Source organism: Bacteroidota bacterium (genome assembly GCA_030017895.1).
Lineage (GTDB): Bacteria > Bacteroidota > Ignavibacteria > UBA10030 > BY39 > JASEGV01.
The window spans coordinates 1-16,620 of sequence record JASEGV010000017.1; the positions used below are offsets into that span (position 1 = coordinate 1).

Annotated in this window: 22 protein-coding genes and 1 pseudogene; all 23 read right to left on the reverse strand. The window is 39.5% G+C overall.

All coding sequences use genetic code 11. The features are described 5' to 3' along the window. Window positions 1-26 precede the first annotated feature (26 nt). The 23 genes and pseudogenes from QME58_04695 to QME58_04805 all read right to left on the reverse strand — a co-directional run bounded on the left by QME58_04695 (window position 27) and on the right by QME58_04805 (window position 16,563). Window positions 27-371, reverse strand: a complete 345-nt coding sequence (locus QME58_04695) for a transposase (protein MDI6803130.1) — start codon at window positions 369-371, stop codon at window positions 27-29. 97 nt (window positions 372-468) lie between these two features. Continuing rightward, the gene (locus tag QME58_04700; protein ID MDI6803131.1) at window positions 469-675 is read right to left on the reverse strand and encodes a hypothetical protein; all 207 of its coding nucleotides are present in this window, start codon (window positions 673-675) and stop codon (window positions 469-471) included. Between the two features lie 175 nt (window positions 676-850). Then, window positions 851-1,252: a large-conductance mechanosensitive channel protein MscL gene (mscL, locus tag QME58_04705; protein MDI6803132.1), complete on the reverse strand. Its 402-nt coding sequence runs from the start codon at window positions 1,250-1,252 to the stop codon at window positions 851-853. 65 nt (window positions 1,253-1,317) lie between these two features. Next, a complete protein-coding gene (locus QME58_04710; protein MDI6803133.1) occupies window positions 1,318-2,163 on the reverse strand; it encodes a DUF3078 domain-containing protein in 846 nt (281 codons plus the stop codon). 523 nt (window positions 2,164-2,686) lie between these two features. Beyond that, the gene (locus QME58_04715; GenBank protein ID MDI6803134.1) at window positions 2,687-4,426 is read right to left on the reverse strand and encodes a Na(+)/H(+) antiporter subunit D; all 1,740 of its coding nucleotides are present in this window, start codon (window positions 4,424-4,426) and stop codon (window positions 2,687-2,689) included. Next, the gene (locus QME58_04720) at window positions 4,419-4,637 is read right to left on the reverse strand and encodes a hypothetical protein (GenBank protein ID MDI6803135.1); all 219 of its coding nucleotides are present in this window, start codon (window positions 4,635-4,637) and stop codon (window positions 4,419-4,421) included. The genes QME58_04715 and QME58_04720 overlap by 8 nt, the downstream gene beginning before the upstream one ends. Further along, window positions 4,634-6,145: a monovalent cation/H+ antiporter subunit D family protein gene (locus QME58_04725; GenBank protein MDI6803136.1), complete on the reverse strand. Its 1,512-nt coding sequence runs from the start codon at window positions 6,143-6,145 to the stop codon at window positions 4,634-4,636. The genes QME58_04720 and QME58_04725 overlap by 4 nt, the downstream gene beginning before the upstream one ends. 195 nt (window positions 6,146-6,340) lie before the next feature. Further along, window positions 6,341-6,553, reverse strand: a complete 213-nt coding sequence (locus tag QME58_04730) for an MjaI family restriction endonuclease (GenBank protein MDI6803137.1) — start codon at window positions 6,551-6,553, stop codon at window positions 6,341-6,343. Further along, window positions 6,546-7,844 carry a DNA methyltransferase gene (locus tag QME58_04735; GenBank protein MDI6803138.1) on the reverse strand — a complete coding sequence of 433 codons (1,299 nt, stop codon included), beginning with the start codon at window positions 7,842-7,844 and terminating at the stop codon, window positions 6,546-6,548. Before QME58_04735 ends, QME58_04730 begins: the two co-directional genes overlap by 8 nt. A gap of 69 nt (window positions 7,845-7,913) precedes the next feature. Next, window positions 7,914-8,060: pseudogene (locus QME58_04740) on the reverse strand (DUF433 domain-containing protein). Window positions 8,061-8,331: 271 nt separating this feature from the next. Next, the gene (locus tag QME58_04745) at window positions 8,332-9,825 is read right to left on the reverse strand and encodes a monovalent cation/H+ antiporter subunit D family protein (GenBank protein MDI6803139.1); all 1,494 of its coding nucleotides are present in this window, start codon (window positions 9,823-9,825) and stop codon (window positions 8,332-8,334) included. Then, a complete protein-coding gene (locus QME58_04750) occupies window positions 9,822-10,190 on the reverse strand; it encodes a cation:proton antiporter subunit C (protein MDI6803140.1) in 369 nt (122 codons plus the stop codon). Before QME58_04750 ends, QME58_04745 begins: the two co-directional genes overlap by 4 nt. Next, a complete protein-coding gene (locus tag QME58_04755; protein MDI6803141.1) occupies window positions 10,183-10,623 on the reverse strand; it encodes an MnhB domain-containing protein in 441 nt (146 codons plus the stop codon). Before QME58_04755 ends, QME58_04750 begins: the two co-directional genes overlap by 8 nt. Continuing rightward, complete coding sequence (locus tag QME58_04760; GenBank protein ID MDI6803142.1) at window positions 10,607-10,915, reverse strand: hypothetical protein; 309 nt, start codon at window positions 10,913-10,915, stop codon at window positions 10,607-10,609. Before QME58_04760 ends, QME58_04755 begins: the two co-directional genes overlap by 17 nt. 112 nt (window positions 10,916-11,027) lie before the next feature. Further along, window positions 11,028-11,399, reverse strand: a complete 372-nt coding sequence (locus QME58_04765) for a GxxExxY protein (protein MDI6803143.1) — start codon at window positions 11,397-11,399, stop codon at window positions 11,028-11,030. A 151-nt stretch (window positions 11,400-11,550) separates the two neighbouring features. Next, window positions 11,551-11,796 (reverse strand): DUF4040 domain-containing protein, encoded by a 246-nt coding sequence (locus tag QME58_04770; protein MDI6803144.1) that lies wholly within the window; start codon window positions 11,794-11,796, stop codon window positions 11,551-11,553. Further along, window positions 11,793-12,131 carry a monovalent cation/H(+) antiporter subunit G gene (gene mnhG, locus QME58_04775; GenBank protein MDI6803145.1) on the reverse strand — a complete coding sequence of 113 codons (339 nt, stop codon included), beginning with the start codon at window positions 12,129-12,131 and terminating at the stop codon, window positions 11,793-11,795. The genes QME58_04770 and mnhG overlap by 4 nt, the downstream gene beginning before the upstream one ends. Beyond that, window positions 12,131-12,400, reverse strand: coding sequence for a monovalent cation/H+ antiporter complex subunit F (locus QME58_04780; protein MDI6803146.1), 270 nt, complete (start codon window positions 12,398-12,400; stop codon window positions 12,131-12,133). Before QME58_04780 ends, mnhG begins: the two co-directional genes overlap by 1 nt. 549 nt (window positions 12,401-12,949) lie before the next feature. Then, window positions 12,950-13,513 carry a hypothetical protein gene (locus QME58_04785; GenBank protein ID MDI6803147.1) on the reverse strand — a complete coding sequence of 188 codons (564 nt, stop codon included), beginning with the start codon at window positions 13,511-13,513 and terminating at the stop codon, window positions 12,950-12,952. A 144-nt stretch (window positions 13,514-13,657) separates the two neighbouring features. After that, window positions 13,658-13,969, reverse strand: a complete 312-nt coding sequence (locus QME58_04790) for a hypothetical protein (GenBank protein ID MDI6803148.1) — start codon at window positions 13,967-13,969, stop codon at window positions 13,658-13,660. Window positions 13,970-14,063: 94 nt separating this feature from the next. Next, a complete protein-coding gene (locus QME58_04795) occupies window positions 14,064-14,684 on the reverse strand; it encodes a hypothetical protein (GenBank protein MDI6803149.1) in 621 nt (206 codons plus the stop codon). Window positions 14,685-14,987: 303 nt separating this feature from the next. After that, window positions 14,988-15,797: a YqaJ viral recombinase family protein gene (locus QME58_04800; protein MDI6803150.1), complete on the reverse strand. Its 810-nt coding sequence runs from the start codon at window positions 15,795-15,797 to the stop codon at window positions 14,988-14,990. Window positions 15,798-15,957: 160 nt separating this feature from the next. Then, entirely contained in the window at window positions 15,958-16,563 is a 606-nt protein-coding gene (locus QME58_04805; protein MDI6803151.1) for a plasmid pRiA4b ORF-3 family protein, read from the reverse strand. Window positions 16,564-16,620 lie beyond the last annotated feature (57 nt).

The following is a 16,620-nucleotide window of genomic DNA, read 5'->3' on the forward strand; positions in this document are numbered from 1 at the left end:
CGACGATAAAATCTATAACACTAAACTTATATTTGAATTTTTGGAACTGCCCTTATATGACAATCCCTTCTTCTCAAAGAACTCAAGCATTTTTCACTGAAAAACCCATTGTCTGCTCGTATCAACCCCACTTCCATCCTACCTAACAGAGAAAAGGTCTCCTCTAAAAAATTTGCCATGTTATTGGATGAGGATGTATTCCCAGGGCGAAGCCAATCCCGACAGGTCGGGACAACAACTTTCAATTCGGCGATAAAGGCGATGAGGGGATGTTGACTAGAACGTCCGGGTTTACTCGGATTATATCCTCGTCGGCTACCTTCTTGTTCTCCATAACGCTCAATGACTGTGCTGTCTAAATCAAGTCTCACTTTCATCGGTCCATATAAACCCAGTATCTCATTGGTCATCCGCAAACTAAACTTCCGAAAAAATCGACTGAATGTGCTTTCAGAACTTCATCATATCTCAACAGCGCACAATGTGCAAAACGATATCCACAGGATTGTATCCTCGATTTGATCCCGGTTGCGGAAGACCTTGTCTCTCAAGCAGTTCACGGAGTCCAATACGTTCCACAAGCTCTTGAACAATACGCATCCCACCCCATGGACTGACTTGCTTATTGCTAAATTCGTATGGTAACAATTGCACATTTCTGGTGTCGGTTCTCATATCCGTATCTTCTTTCTCTTATTTCACTTACCCTAATTTAACTCTTTCTATTGAATTTTTCAGGTTTAATAGTTTTGTAAGCTTATAACTATCAACTAAAAAACTATGACGAAAAACCTTGTGGTGAGCGAAAGCGAACCATAATAACCAATCACCATTAAATACCCCAATTAGCTTAATTCTTTCTTAGAAGTTCTCTTATATCGGTTAACAATTCCGCTTCCTTTGAAAGTTTAGGGGCTTCCGGTGCAGGTGGCACTTCTGCTTTTTTCAATTTATTCATTCCTTTGATAACCAAAAATACACTAAAAGCAACTATAATAAAGTCAATTATGGTATTAATAAAAACACCATATTTGAGTGTAACGGCAGCAGATGTTTCGGTCGCCTGTCTTAGTGTAATTGCAAAATGACTGAAATCAACACCTCCCATTAGTAAACCGATGGGTGGCAAGAGGACGTCGCTAACCAATGAGCTGACAATTTTTCCAAAAGCAACTCCTATGATAATACCGACTGCCATATCCACGACATTACCACGCATCGCGAAAGCTTTAAATTCTTTTATGATTGACATAATATTACTCCTTCCCGCCCTCCGCATAAGACGGAGCGGATTGTTATTGTTAATTGATTGATTATTTATAGAATTGTATATGTAACACCAAATTGTAAAGCTTCTTTAACCTGTGTTTTCAGAGATTGGCTCTTCTCATATATCAACAAAACATTTAAATTCGTGTTGAAATATTTGTTAATCTGTGCTGTAATTGTGTTATCCCATCTCACATCCCATACATCTAAACTATTAAATCTGCTGAATAGTCTGAGCTTACTTGAAGCTAACATATTCTCGGCAAATGAGTACGAACCTTCGGTAACAGATTCGATACCCGTTTCAAGTTTAAACCTCTCGATTTTATCAAGTGTCTTCGGGTCGTCCACATATAAATGTGCAAATTGATCTGCGAATGTTTCCTGAAGAGCGACACCCAAACGGCTTGAAAACACATTATCCTTACTATAACTAAATCCCAAGCTTTGTGTAATGTAACCGGGGTCGAAGAATTTTGCGGTTTGCACAGCAGGTGTTTGTGTATAATTGTAACCTTTACCAATAACAGTTCTGACTGTGTTACTGAAGTAAGGATTCACCACCCATTTGATGTCGTATGTAAGTACACTCTCTAAATATATTTCATTATCATTAGTTCTGAAATCGGCGCTGCCTAATTTTGTTCTGCCAAATGCTAACTTCAGATTGTTTTTTACTGCCCACACGTTAGAAGAATAAAGAACATCAACCTTACTGAAAAAAGTCCACGCCAACGAATTATCGCCACCTTGTGTCCAATTGCTCAGCGCAATCTGACTGATGTTTAAACCTGTAATCGCCGATGTTGACCAATTGCTTTTGGGTATTGAATCTGTCTGTGCGAATAGAATTGTTGAAAATATTGATAAAAGGATAATGATGAAAGATCTCATATTTCTGCAACCTTATATTGTTATGTATGATTTGATTTTATTGTAAACACCTGTAATAAAATACTATAATTTTTAAAGGATTCAAAATATTGTCAATTGACCACTTGTCCGCCGAAGCCACAAAGTGGCGTAGGAGGATTGACCATTAGTAATACCGTTTGGTTCGACTCACCATACTTTCGCGAAAATCTCGCATATGAATCGGTCTGGGATATTTAGCATCGTTTACTCTGTGGTCATTTCAAAATAATTAGCCCCCAATCCGTCATCTGACGGACATGAATGCACACGAATCAGTGGGAATTAGTGAAATTAGTCGTAGAAATAAGAGAATTGTGAAATATTTGGTTATTCATCAATCTTCGCATCAATATATAATTCGACAAGCTCACTATCCAATACTGACGCTGCCCTAACAAAGCGTCGTAAACGATGCTAAAACCGCAGATCAGACCGATTTATCGGTCTTTGTTTGATTAGCGCAACCATTTATGGTAATGCGATTGATATATCGGAAGTTTGTCTAAGTTACAACCACAGCAATTATAATCACGAACACCAAAAGTACCCCGCTTATTATCAGCAGTGTTGTTGGGCGTGAGATGTTTGGATCATAATCTAAGTTTTTTCCAGATGGCTCCTGCATAGTTAAATACGCGATTGCATTACTCGGGTTCTTTACAAAATATATTAATGTGTTTACTACCTTCATCAATACCTTATCTGTTTTATCGAAAACAGACAGCACACCATCCACCAACATCCGCTTGATAATATTTTTAGGTCTTCTGTAGAACCAATCGAAGTCTAACGAAATCAGCGGCTCGGCTGCAAGTTTTTTCCTGAAAATCCAGAATCCGAAAAACGTTAGCAGTAAAATTTGTGCAGTCTCAACTAAATGCGCCCCCGTGTATGGCTCATAACTAACCTGATATGGCAAATACTGATACAACAGCGACGGTGCAGCTCCAAACAGCACACATAGAAATGCCGTCAGCCCCATACCGATGTGCATATTAATCGGGATTGGGTTTAACTTCATTTCGGCATCGGGTTTTTCTTTGTTGAACCACGCGAGGTATGGCAGTTTCAAAGTCGTGCTTAAAAATGTTCCGACCATAGCGATGTTCATTAATATCACTGCAAGATAATTGTGTATGTCACCCGCCGCATAAACAACCATCGACTTGCTGATGAATCCATTAAACAGCGGAACGCCTGAAATAGAAAACCCGCCAACTAAATAAAGCACAAGTGTAATCGGTAAAAATTTTGCAAGTCCACCAAGTTCAGAAAGTTTTGAACGACCAGTTGCGTGTATCAAAACTCCCGCACCCATAAACAAAAGTCCTTTATAAAGTATGTGCGAGAATGCGTGGGCAGTTGAGCCGTTCACTCCCATCATCGTTCCAATGCCGACACCCGCAACCATATATCCAACCTGACTTATGATGTGGTAGGATAAAAGCTCGCGTATATCGTTTGATAAAACGGCGTAAATTACGCCATAGACGGTCATAATTGTGCCAAGTATAAGAAGCACCTCCCAGCCCGCAAAAACCCTTGCCAACGCATATACGGCAGTTTTAGTGGTAAGTGCGCTCAAGAACACAGCCCCGGTTACCGTAGCTTTCGGATAAGCATCGGGCAGCCAGGCGTTCAACGGTGGTATTGCGGCGTTCAAGCCGAAGCCTGCGATGATGAACCAATTAGCAACAGAACTTTTGGATAAAAGATGTTCGACTAATATCGAACCGGTTTCTGATATATGCAAAATAATTCCGGTGAGCAACAAGCTTCCACCGAAAAGGTGAACAACAAGATATCTCATTCCGGCTTTCTCGGATGCCTTGTCTTTTCGAGACCAAATCAAAACTAACGATGCTGCTGCCATCAATTCCCAAGAAATAAACAGTGTAATAAAATCGCCCGCAAATGTAACTCCGATTGCAGAGGCACTATAAATTAAAGCCGCCGTTTGTTGGACTGCATCTTTTAAGTGATACGCATAAACGCCGCCCATAACAGTTATGATAGCAAATATCGCAGCAAAGATTTTGGAGAGTGCATCTACTTTTAGCAGAATTAAATTGTTTCCTAAAAAACTTAATGTAAGATAGTTTCCTTCGGGAAGTGTCCATAAAATTATTAAACCGGCAAGCGATGCAATTATAAAGATCGCTGAACGAAAAACTTTTGGAAACAACGGAATAAGAATTGCACCTGCAATCATCAACAACGAGGGATGGATTATACTAATCATAATAATCTTCCCTTCTTTGGACTAATTTTTTAAAAATATATTTAGCAAAGAAAATCAAAAGAATACATCCTGCAAAACCAAAGAGCGCCCAGAAAAGTGGAACACCGCTCCACCAAGCCGATGAATGATTAGGGTCGTGTTCAACAAAGAATTCACCAACAAGAGAAATTAAAGTAAGCACAATTAGAGATATCAACTGCCAGCGTTTCATAACCCACCACCGATTAACTGAGAAGTAACGTTCGCAACTTCGCTTGCAACATTTCCTGCAATTTCATACAGATGGAAAAAAAGATTTGGTGAAAGACCGAACGCTATTAAGAGCAACGCAGTGATCACCAATGGTACAACCATAAGTGCAGATGCTTCGTTGTAGCTGTAAACTTTATCCGATTTCTTAAAGAAGGCACGATATATAATTGGAAAAAAATAACCGACGTTTAAGAGTCCGCTTATCAGGAACACACCCAACATAATCGGATGACCGGCATCCATCGCGCCGCTGCCTAAAAAATATTTGCTGATGAAACCGTTCAGCGGAGGAATGCCTGCTAAACCGATTGCCCCGATAGTGAAAGCACCCATCGTGATAGGCATTTTGTAGCCGATACCGTCGAGGTCGCTGATGTTTTCGAGATGAGTTTTTACATAAATGGCACCGGCAACAAAGAACAAAGTTATTTTCATCGTAGCGTGAGCAGCAAGGTGAAGAATTGCACCTGTGTATGCCAAAGGATTCAACAGCGAAGCACCCAGCACGATGTATGAAAGATGTGCAACGGTTGAATAAGCAAGCCGCTTTTTAAGATTGTCCTGACTGAACGCAATCAACGATGCTACAATAATCGTCATTGCAGAGAAAGATGCTAATATCATCCAGAGATTTGTTTCGTGAAGCAGGTCGAAACCGAAAACAAACCCGACTACACGTAAAACTCCGAACACCCCCGCCTTCACCACGGCTACAGCGTGAAGCAATGCGCTAACCGGTGTTGGTGCGACCATAGCCGCGGGCAGCCAACTGTGAAGCGGAATTATTGCTGCTTTTACACCCGTTCCGATTATAAAAAGTATAAACAAAACTGTAAGGTGGCTTTGTGAGATATTGATTCCTTTTAACATTCCACCCGCTTGGAAATCAACACTGCCGGTGATTGTATATATCCATCCTATTGCGACGATCAGAATAACTCCTGCGGAGAGTGTGAACGCCAGATACTTCCGCCCTGCCGAGATTGCTTCGGGAGTTTCTTTATGAATAACGAGAGGATAAGTGGCGATGGTTAGGATTTCATAAAACAGCACGAACGTTACGAGGTTTGCCGCAAATGCAATGCCCATCGTAGCCGATAATGCGATTGCAAAACTTGCGAAGTATCGGGTTTGCCTATGTTCTGATAAGCCGCGCATATACCCGATTGAATAAAATGAAGTAAGTATCCACAAACCACTTGCGACTATGGCGAAGTAAAGTCCTAAGCCATCAGCGCGAAAAGAGAGAGTTATCCCTGATGCAATCGTGAATAAATCGCAGTAGGCAACTTTCCCATCCAGATAGTTTGGAAGCAGAGAAAGAACCAGTCCGAATTTGATAACCGCTGCTGCTATTGTCCAGAACTCTCGCAAGTTCGGTTTGCGTGAACTGATTAAAATCAGCGTAGTTCCGATCAGCGAAATGAGAACAGCGTAAAATGGTATGTATGAGAAATATGTTTGCATTAATAAATACGAATGGTTAATGTTTGTGCGCATTAGTGAGATTAGTGGCAAATCTTTTTCAGCCACGAATTACACGAATTATCACTAAGCGAACTTTGTGTTTTAATAAATATTTTTATCCACCTAAGTGTTCTATCTCTCTTCGAATTTCGTCAATTACTTCTTTGTTTTGAATAACTTTGTTTTTTCCTTCCTTCACTGAGATAATATAAAATACTTTACCTCCGTATCGCTCCTCAAACTTCCGATGTGTTGCTTACTCCGAACATTTTCGAAATAGTAGGTTTTCCAATCTTCAAGATTTTTGGGTTTACATTTCCGTATTGCTTCGGAAACGGCACCAACATTTCTCTTGAAGTTGAGTTGAAAGCGGTTGGTTGCACTGTTCAGGATCCATTCTTTAGGCATTCGTTTGATCCAATAGATTCTGAAATTTGTTACGGTACTTGTAGTCTCGGTGTGTATCAAGAGAAACAAGCCCGCTTTTAATTAGGTGGGAATTGAGAAAAGTTTTGTTCTTCAGGTAAACATAGGAAAGAAGATTTCCCACATCATCATACTTATCCTTGTCGAATTTCAAGAACACTCTCTGCCCTCTTGTTTTTTCAGTTAGAAATGCTATAGCTTGTTCCCGATGCAACGGTTCCTCAGTAACACCAATCAAACGGACAGAAAATCCATTATTAAGTTTAAGTACTTCAGGACTGACAATTTCTTTAACACTATAAAATTCTATTCTTTCATCGATATCACCGTTTTCAATCTTCGAGCCAAACTTCAACTTACGTGGATCAATTTTCTTATCTAGTTTATGCGGATCAGAAAAAATGTAGGGTAACGAATCAATCAGTTTAGTTAAATCCTCGTTGTATGGTTTCTGATTGGCAAATTCATAAGTTGCATCACCGAAGATATCACGCTCAGTAACTTTAAGTTTATTCCTGATAATCGGAATAAATTCATTATTAATCTCGTACCCTATTGAGTTTCTACTGAGGTTCTTTGCGGCAAGTGATGTTGTTCCGCTGCCAAGAAAAGGATCAAGAACAGTATCACCGACAAATGAAAACATTCTAATCAGTCTGCGAGGAAGTTCCTCGGGAAACATTGCAAGGTGTTTATCTTGTTTCTCACCACTGAAATTCCAGTGCCCCGCAAAGTAGGTATTCCATTCTTCGGTTGTGAGCTTAGAGAGTTCTTTCGCCTCAGTGCTTACCTTCGGGGTGTCGCCTAATTTTTTGAAAATTAAAATGAATTCATAGTCAATTTTGAGGATACCATTTCGTGGATAGGGAAACGATCCCATTATTGTTGCACCGCCAGTTGTATTCGTTGTCGTCACTTTTTGCCAGATAATCGCACCCATATAATCCATTCCGATAGCTTCGCAAAACTTGGTTATTTCGGTTCTGATTGGTATTACTTTGTAGCGCCCATAATAAACAGCCCGTGCAAACTGGTCCCCAATATTTACGCAAAGTCGGCAACATGGTTGAAGAACGCGGAAGCATTCGCTCCAAACGAGATTAAGGTTGTTAATATAAGTTTCATAGGAATCGTGAAAACCCAATTGCTTCTCATCTCCATAGTCTTTGAGTTGCCAGTACGGTGGCGAAGTTATTACGAGGTGAACTGATTCATCAGGAAGTTCAGTCATCCTTCGTGAGTCGCCGATGATTATTTTGTGGTGAGTTGCCATAGTTTAGGTGAAATTTACATAAAATCGAATTGATTTACCAATCATTATCGAATCAGTGATATTATCATTTTAGTTTTTATTAAAGGAGGGTAATTTATGCTCTCTATCCGCTGCATATGCGAGACAATCTTTAATATCTTCGAATGATAATTCAGGATAATCTTGAATTATTTCATCGAAAGTCATACCTGATGCTAACCATCCTAAAACATCATATTCCATTGATTGATTATATTAAATTATTTATAAGATTACAAATAAGTAAAAGTTTTTTTAAACGCAGAGGACGCGAAGGATACACGAAGACCGCAAAGTTGTTGACCCCCTCTGCGACCTCCTTTGTGCACTTTGTGTTTTAATAAATTTATTTCCTGGCGAACTAAACACATTCGTGCGCATTAGTGAGATTAGTGGCAAATCTTTTTCAGCCACGAATTACACGAATCAACACTAATTAAAAAAGAATACTCTTATATCTCAAGATGTTTTATAACCCCCTCGGCATTGCTGACTTGATTACACTATCAACTATAACAGCATTCAACAATCCTAAAACGATAACCGCGATTGCTAGTATCAAAGTCGGAACCAACATCGAAACAGGCGCTTCTTTGATCGTAATTTCTTCTACAGGACTTTCAGATAGGTTCTTCGTTTTTGATATATACATCTTTTCTATAATTCTAAAAAAGTAAACCACATTCAACAAACTCGATAGTGCAATCACAAAAACAAAAATCCAATTGCCCGCATCAATACTTCCTAAAACTAAATACCACTTACTGAAAAATCCTGCCGTAGGTGGAATCCCAATCATCGAGAGTGCCGCTATTACAAATGCTACCGAAGTAACCGGCATCTTTTTGCGAAGTTTATCATCAAACTTTGAGATTTCAGTAAATCCCAATCTATAAAAAATATTCCCACTCACTAAAAAAAGAGTTGCCTTCATAACTGCGTGGTTCATTATATGCAAAACTGCACCGATAAATCCTAGCGGGTTTGCCAAACCAATTCCTAAACCTATATAACCGATCTGACTAACTGAACTGTAAGCAAGCATCCGCTTCAAATCTTTCTGAGCAATTGCCATAACCGACCCCCAGATTATTCCGACTGCTGAAAGCCAAGCAATAACGGTGGTAAACGAAAACTCATCACGCACAAAAGCCGGTTCAAAAACGGTGAATAAAATTCTAATCAATACGTAAGCTGAAACTTTCGTTGCAATCGGCGCAAGATAGGCACTGCCGGCAGATGGTGCATAAGTGTAAGCGTCGGGAAGCCATAAGTGTAACGGAAACATTGCCATCTTCAAACCGATTCCTACTATCATCAATGTAAGTGCGACGAGAACGAGTCCGTGTTCCTGAAGCAAAGGAATTATTCTCGCGGTATCGAGCATATTGAGAGAGCCGGTAACGAGATAAAGATATCCCAAACCTAACAGGTAAAACGAAGCACCGATAGTTCCTAATAAAAGATACCGGAATGCAGCCACGGGCGCCCGCTTCTCCCCCACAGAAACAAGTGCATAAGCTGAAAGTGAGGCAATTTCTAAAAACACATACAAGTTGAACAAATCACCGGTTACAACCATCCCGCTTAAGCCGGCAAGAAACAGTAATGACACAGAATGAAACGGTACTTCCTTATTTGGCAATTCTCTTTGAAGCGATCTGTGAGAATAAATCATCACTAAAAAACCAATACCAACTACAATCACTGCAACGAATCCAGAGAGTGCATCAACAACATATTCAATCCCTATTGGCGGCGCCCAACTTCCTAAATGATAATGATGCGTGCCTGTGTTCAAAACGAATATCAAACCCGAAACGGCAAAGAATAAAGAAACCCCTGTGGCAAATAAAGCAATCGGATAAGCGAGGTCGCGTTTCCAAACTCCGAGTGGAGCTGCAATCATTGCACCTAAAAGTAAAGGTAGTGGAATTAAAATTGGGAAGTGTTCAAAAATCATTTCATCCGTTCCAGAAGTTCATCCTCGTTCAATGTTTTGAATCTTTTATAAATTACAATCAACAAAGCTAATGCAACACCGGTAGTTGCGACACTGACAACAATTGCAGTAAGCATAAGTGTGTGTGGTAGTGGATTGATATAATCGGCAGGATTAATTGCGCCGAGACGCGAGTCGATAACCGGAACTGTCGCCTTATACTTCGAAGCACTCGCAACATAAAAGATGATGATGGATGCTTGAAGGATATTCATCCCGATTAACTTTTTCACAAGGTTTTTCTTGAAGAGCATTCCCCACAATCCAATTATCAACAATGCGATGATGAAATAGTATGCCATGTGCCCGATAAAAAAATCAGTCATGGAAATCTCCCTTCGCTAAATCATCGAAGATAGCAATCATAGTTGCCATAACTCCGATGCCGACGCCTGTTTCAACGAGTAAAATTCCAAGTGAGCGGAGAGCCGCCGGTTCCATTCCAGCGATTGGCAGGTTAGCATAATCGAGATAAACACCGCCGCCAATCATAGCAGCTACACCAACTGCCGCATAAATAAACACTCCGAATCCACTCATTGGAGTTCCGAATTTGGTATGGAAGACGAGATTGCTTGGTTGTTCGCCGACAGTAAGTCGTAAAAGTAAAACGCTCGCACCTAAAAGCGCGCCGCCCTGGAATCCGCCTCCCGGACTATAATGTCCGTGTGCTATTACATACAACGCAAATAACTGTATGAGCGGTACCATAAACCGGCTAACAATACCAACTATTATGCTGTCAGACCTTTGAACCATCGCGCTGCCTTCTTAAAATTAAAAATACTACTATGCCTGCACAGAATATCACTGTCGTTTCACCGAGCGTATCATAACCGCGGTAGTCGGCTAAAATTGTTGTAACAACATTTGGAGTGTGCATTTCTTTCTCTGCATTCCGAATGTAATGCGCTGATGCAGCAGGTGTTCCCGCTAACGATGTATCACGGTTGATTGGATTATCAGGATGTCCACGTGTCGGCAACTCGTTTGCGGCATAAACCAGCAGCAGACCGAATGTAACAAGTAATATGTATGAGAGGAGTTTCAATCTTAAATTTTACATTTATAATTTTAAATTTTTAATTTATATTGTGTCCTTTGTGTTAAAAAAAATTAGAACCACAAAGAGCTCAAAGAAATTTCACAAAGAACACAGAGATTTATAATATTACTCTTTTAATTCCATCTTTCAAACGAACGACATTGAAATTCAACAGGAGTCCTAATTTACACCCTGATAATTTAAGGTAAGTTAGAACTTGTGCTAGATGAATATCATTAATAGCTTCAACCGATTTAATCTCAACCATTAATTTATGTTCTACTAACAAATCAACTCGATAACCGCAATCTAACTTCACTTCTTCAAATACAAGTGGTAGCGGTTTTTCCTTTTCAACAAATAGACCTTCTTGTTTTATTTTATACGCTAAGCACTCTTTATAAGCCGACTCTAATAAACCTGGCCCTAAAGATTTATGAACTTCGATTGCACAACCAATTACAATATTCGATAATTCGTTTTCATTCATTATTTTTAACTATAATATTTTCTTTATATGTGTTAATCTGAAAATACCTTAGTGTCCTTTGTGCCTTCTCTGTGTCCTTTGTGGTAAAAATTAAAAACACCCGTCTTTAGACGAGGTCTCGTCTCGTAAAACGAGACGGACAAGAACCACATCAATCAACAGATTTTCTGGTTGTATAATACAAAGCTGCCAAGAACAGTATACCTGTAATACCAGCGCCAACGACTGCTTCAGTGAAGCCGACGTCAACTGCGCCTAAAATTGCAAATAAAAATGCAGAACCAAAACTATAAACAGACAACACTACAATCGCGGCTAACAAATCCTTTACTCGCAATGCAACAATAGCAGATGCAATTAGAAGCAAATATATTATTAATTCAAGCTGCCAGATCATTTCGTTTCTTCTTCAGTAGTGCCGTCAGGTTTTTGATCGCCCAACAACGGTTTCAGTCCTAATCTGTAAGCTGCACGAGCGATGGCGTGTGTGGCTGTGGGATTTGCAATGCCTATAAACACGGCGATCAAAACAAGCTTAACTGTGTTGAGTGTTCCGCCTTCGTGAATTGCTAATCCTATCAAGACTAAAGCGAGTCCAAGTGTGTCGCACTTCCCCGCTGCGTGAATGCGTGTGTAAAAATCGGGAAGGCGGATAATACCAACACTTCCAATAAGCACAAACAAGGCGCCCACCAATAGAAAAACACTGCCGATGATGTCGTGAATTCCCATTATTTTTGAGATTCTTTTCTTTCTAAATATTTTGCGATTGCCACCACACCGATAAAGTTCAGCAACGCATAAGCAAGCACGATATCAACAAACATATCGAATCGGTCGAATATAAAACCGACAAGCGAAATCAAGACAATAGTCTTCGTTCCGATTACACCTGAACCGAGTATCCGGTCATAGACTGTTGGTCCAACTGCAACCCGATAAAAAGGGATAATAAGTGCTGCGGCAAGTATAAATGTTGTTATAAGAAGTATATTTTGCATAATTTAATCGTGCTAATTTATTAAAATATCTGATTATAAACAAAAAAGACTAACTTTTATTTTATTAAAATACCAAAGGATGTGCCGAACGAAAAAAGACCGATGAATCAGTCTAATGGTTTTAGCATCGTTTACGATGCTTTGTTTGGTCAGCGTCAGTATTTATACTGATGCGAGATTTGTAGTCCACGTAACGTGGTAAAATATTTTGTAAAATACCTGTCCCATTATTAATCGTTCCTTTAATTTATCCACACCAAAAAGATACGGGAATATAAATTATTTTTCAAATTCTCGCACAACCATAAATGGATGTGCTGAACGAAAAAAAACCGATGAATCGGTCTGACCAGATATACAAAATATCCCGGTTTCCAACTTATTTTGGTTTGATGTCTTTAGTAGCCGCGGGTTAGAATGCACGGGATAGAATATTTTTTTAACAATTTTATTTAATAGAACAAATTTACTTGCATCGTTTAACTATTTCACCAAATCCAAAATCTTGAAAAATGCCACACTGAAAACGCAGTCGTGTGGAAAAGAGGGTTATACAACTTTTAATTTCTGGAATATTTTGTCCCATTCTTTTTCCACAATTCTTATGAGTTCAAATGAATCAATAATTTTATTTTCATTACAATCATAAATTGGCAAAGATAATTCTGCATCATTAGCATCTTTAGGATCAATCTCAACCTCATCCTTATAAAAAGTTATTTTAGAAACATTATTTTGGGAAATAGTCACTTTTAACTTTCCCAATTTGGGGAACAAACCAGACCGGCTTTCACGGAGCGTAGAATGTTTCAATCGATTTGCAATGTCACCAGATACTTTCATATTGATATTGCTGTTGACAATATCTTCGACCATCTGCTTGTTTTTAGAGATTGATTTTAAATAGTCTTTTAAATTCCATAACCATAGGAAATAATTTTCAACATCGTCTTGAATGCTTTCAAAATCACGAAATTTTTTAAATGTATACTTAGTTGTAGTTCCATCGTCAAAAGTATAATTCCAACCCGTTCCTTTCCCACCAACATCGCTCAACTTTTTATTAAGTCTGTTAAGTTTTGAAAACAATATTAATATTTCACCGTACTTCATTAGTTATGTAACGATTAAAGTCAGCGGGGGCTGTAAGCCATCCGCTGGAGTGCTTTGTTAGCTGCTGGGGCATTCTATCTCTTAAGTAAGCTATGATGAAGATTATGCAAAGAGCGACATGCGTAATCGCAGAACAATGCCGTCTCAGAGAAAACCTTGAATGACCCATTTTATAACTACCAGAAGATGGAAAAATAAGCCGACGATGGCAACCAAGACGACTCCGAAAACGATTTTTCTCCGAGCCCATCCCAATAGGAAGGTTCCTCCCAAAATCAGTGAAGGACCTGCTATATTCAATATTGCAGTAAAAACCAATAAAAAACCTGCAACATGAGGATGGAGTTCCGGGGAGAATAATAGAGGACCGAGACCCCCCAAGATTGCCAAAGCGAGAGAAAGAATACCAACGCATACCATAACAACTCCTGCAATCTTTGCTAATATCTTCAACATTTAATTCCCTTTCTAGTCGTAATGGTAGCTAACCTTGGGTTGAGCTGTGAGCGCCCTCGTGGCGCGAATCAGCTCGAACCCGTTGTTAGGCGCATTATCTTATGAACACAAACAAATATAGATGATATACAATGAATGAAAATAGACCGATAACAATAGATGGAAATAGCTGCAATCCTGACGCTTTCTTCACTGCTAATGGAAATAAGATGAGAAAACCAATAACATAAAGCGCAAGATATGATATTACTACAATTAGTCCAATACCATCGGATGTCAATTCTAGCCATTGTTTCTGATCAATAATTCCAGTAGTAAAAAAGAAGGCTTGAAGCAAATCAATGATTAATGTGATGAAGGTTGGCAATATTGAAGATTGAATTAATAGAGAAAGGTAATCATCAAAAACGGATTGTGACTTCAAAGCTTTTGCCAGTATATAAGCGACTGAAGTTGCAGATAGTATTGCTAAAAAGAAAACTGGCATTAAAAAGAATATTTCTGCAAGATAGTAATTACTTATTGGAATTATTGGTGGAGCTGTTAGTTCTGCCCCACCAAAATACCAACCAATAATCGCAACTGTATATAATACCAAAATCCAGAAATAGTATTTTAGTGATTGCATTGCGTGGTTTTTGCGATTTAATATTATGCCAAACCCATTATTGGGATTTCTTAAGATAGCAAGACTTGTTCTGATATCATTTAACATGTGACCCTCCTAAAAATACTACAAAACTTATTCAACTTTAATATTCATTTTATGAAGCAATTATCGTCATATTTTTATATATTCTGCGTGTTATTACATTTTTCTACAGCGAGGCTGTGCGCCTAACGGCATTGCGCCTAACCCGCCGCCCCGAACAAGGATGCCGAACATTACCAACAACTTTTTATTTATTAAAAACTTTATTTAGCAGAACAACTTTACAAAGCAACATTACACGGTAGAACAAAGCCAATAATTACACAAATGCTGTACTAAAAAACGCTGTCCGTGTTGAGCGCCTTGTTAGGCGTTTCGTTGGACATGGTTCCAAAATTCAAGTTCTCTATTCAGGAGACGTTCGATATAAGCGTCGTCTCGCTCGACAGGCAGCAGCAATTCGGGGTGGCCAGGCCAGTAACACCAAAAGTCGAGCGAATCGAGACCGGTGACCGCCAAGATGTGCTGCATCTGACCGAAGTAATAATCGGGGACAGAACGAGATTGTGAGGCTCTCCGATAAACAGAATCGCCGCATTTGATTTCGACTACCGCATCGTGGTTGGTGGCGAGGCCATCGAGACTCGCGCGCAGCCAGTCATATCGTGTGCTCTGAAGGCAAGCGGGACTCACATCTCTCCCAGTCTTGGCGATGTAGCGCTTGCGAGCTTCGGGCTCAAGCCGCGTGCCGAGAGCCATAGCTTCATTCTGGAAAGAGTCTCGTGGTGCTGGTCCGCGCTTCTCTTGCAGTAGTTTTGCGGCACTCTTGAAGTGATTCTCGCCCATGATGGTCGAAGCGTCTGAAGCACCAATTCCCTTGTGACGCCACTCCAGCCATTCGCGCGTTCCTTGTTGGAGTTCAACGATGATGAAATAAGTATTCATAGGCAGAGACGCGTCGAAACACCTAACTACCAGCGGCTCAGCCGCAAACGGCCGGCTTAAAGAAGGATTCTCCCTTGCTGGGGTTCCAGAGCCGGTGGTGTCCTCTATAATGTGCTCCTTATCCTCACGGGAGACCCTTTCGCGATAATCCTTGTTACGCTCGAACCCGCCTTGTTCAGGCTTGGACCTAGTGCGACCTTTGAAGAGATCAAAGAAAAATCCAATTGTCATGCTCCTCCTTTCGTAAAAACGTGTTCCTTCATACGCCTAACGGCGTTGCAAATAGCACGCTTACCTATATAGTTCTTAGGAATTTTTATATCCTCTTGACTTCTGCCAAAGGCAGATAAATTTAACTTATTTAAGAGGTTATACAAACTTTTCGTATTGTTTAATCTTCATTCATTTGTTTAAATCTTTCTCTCGGGTCATCAAACGATATATCTTTGGGATCAAATTTTTCTGGATCAAATTCTCCGCCTAACCATTCAATCATTTCATTATATTCTTCATTTTTAGGATCACTCAGGACAGACAATAAATCGTAATAACCACCAATTCCGCCACAATCTTCTGGTGGACAAGCCATTTGACCATCAATACATTTGGGATATTTCTCACCAACTGTCGCTTGTATGATTTTCTCAAACTTGATTGTATGTATCCAAGAATCTCCAAAATCATACTCATATCTGGCGTTGCGATTATTTTCATTAAAATATTTCGATATTTTTACTTTGTGGTCTGCCAAAACTTTCCTATCAAAGGCATCATACTCTTCATCGGGGATTCCAATTTCAACTTTACTATTTGTTATTGGGTCTTTTATTGAAAATGAATGAAGATGGTAATCAAGCCAGCCCATAGAATCTTGAACAGCTACGTGTAAATCCCAAAATGAGTAATGAGAAGGTACTAATATCCTTCTCCAAATTGATGGTTCGGAACTGGTTAACGTAATTTTGAATTGATACACTTCATTTATTTTTTTAATCATAATAACATCCAATTAATTTATTCACACTCAATTTAATTAGTTTGCCTAACGACCGGC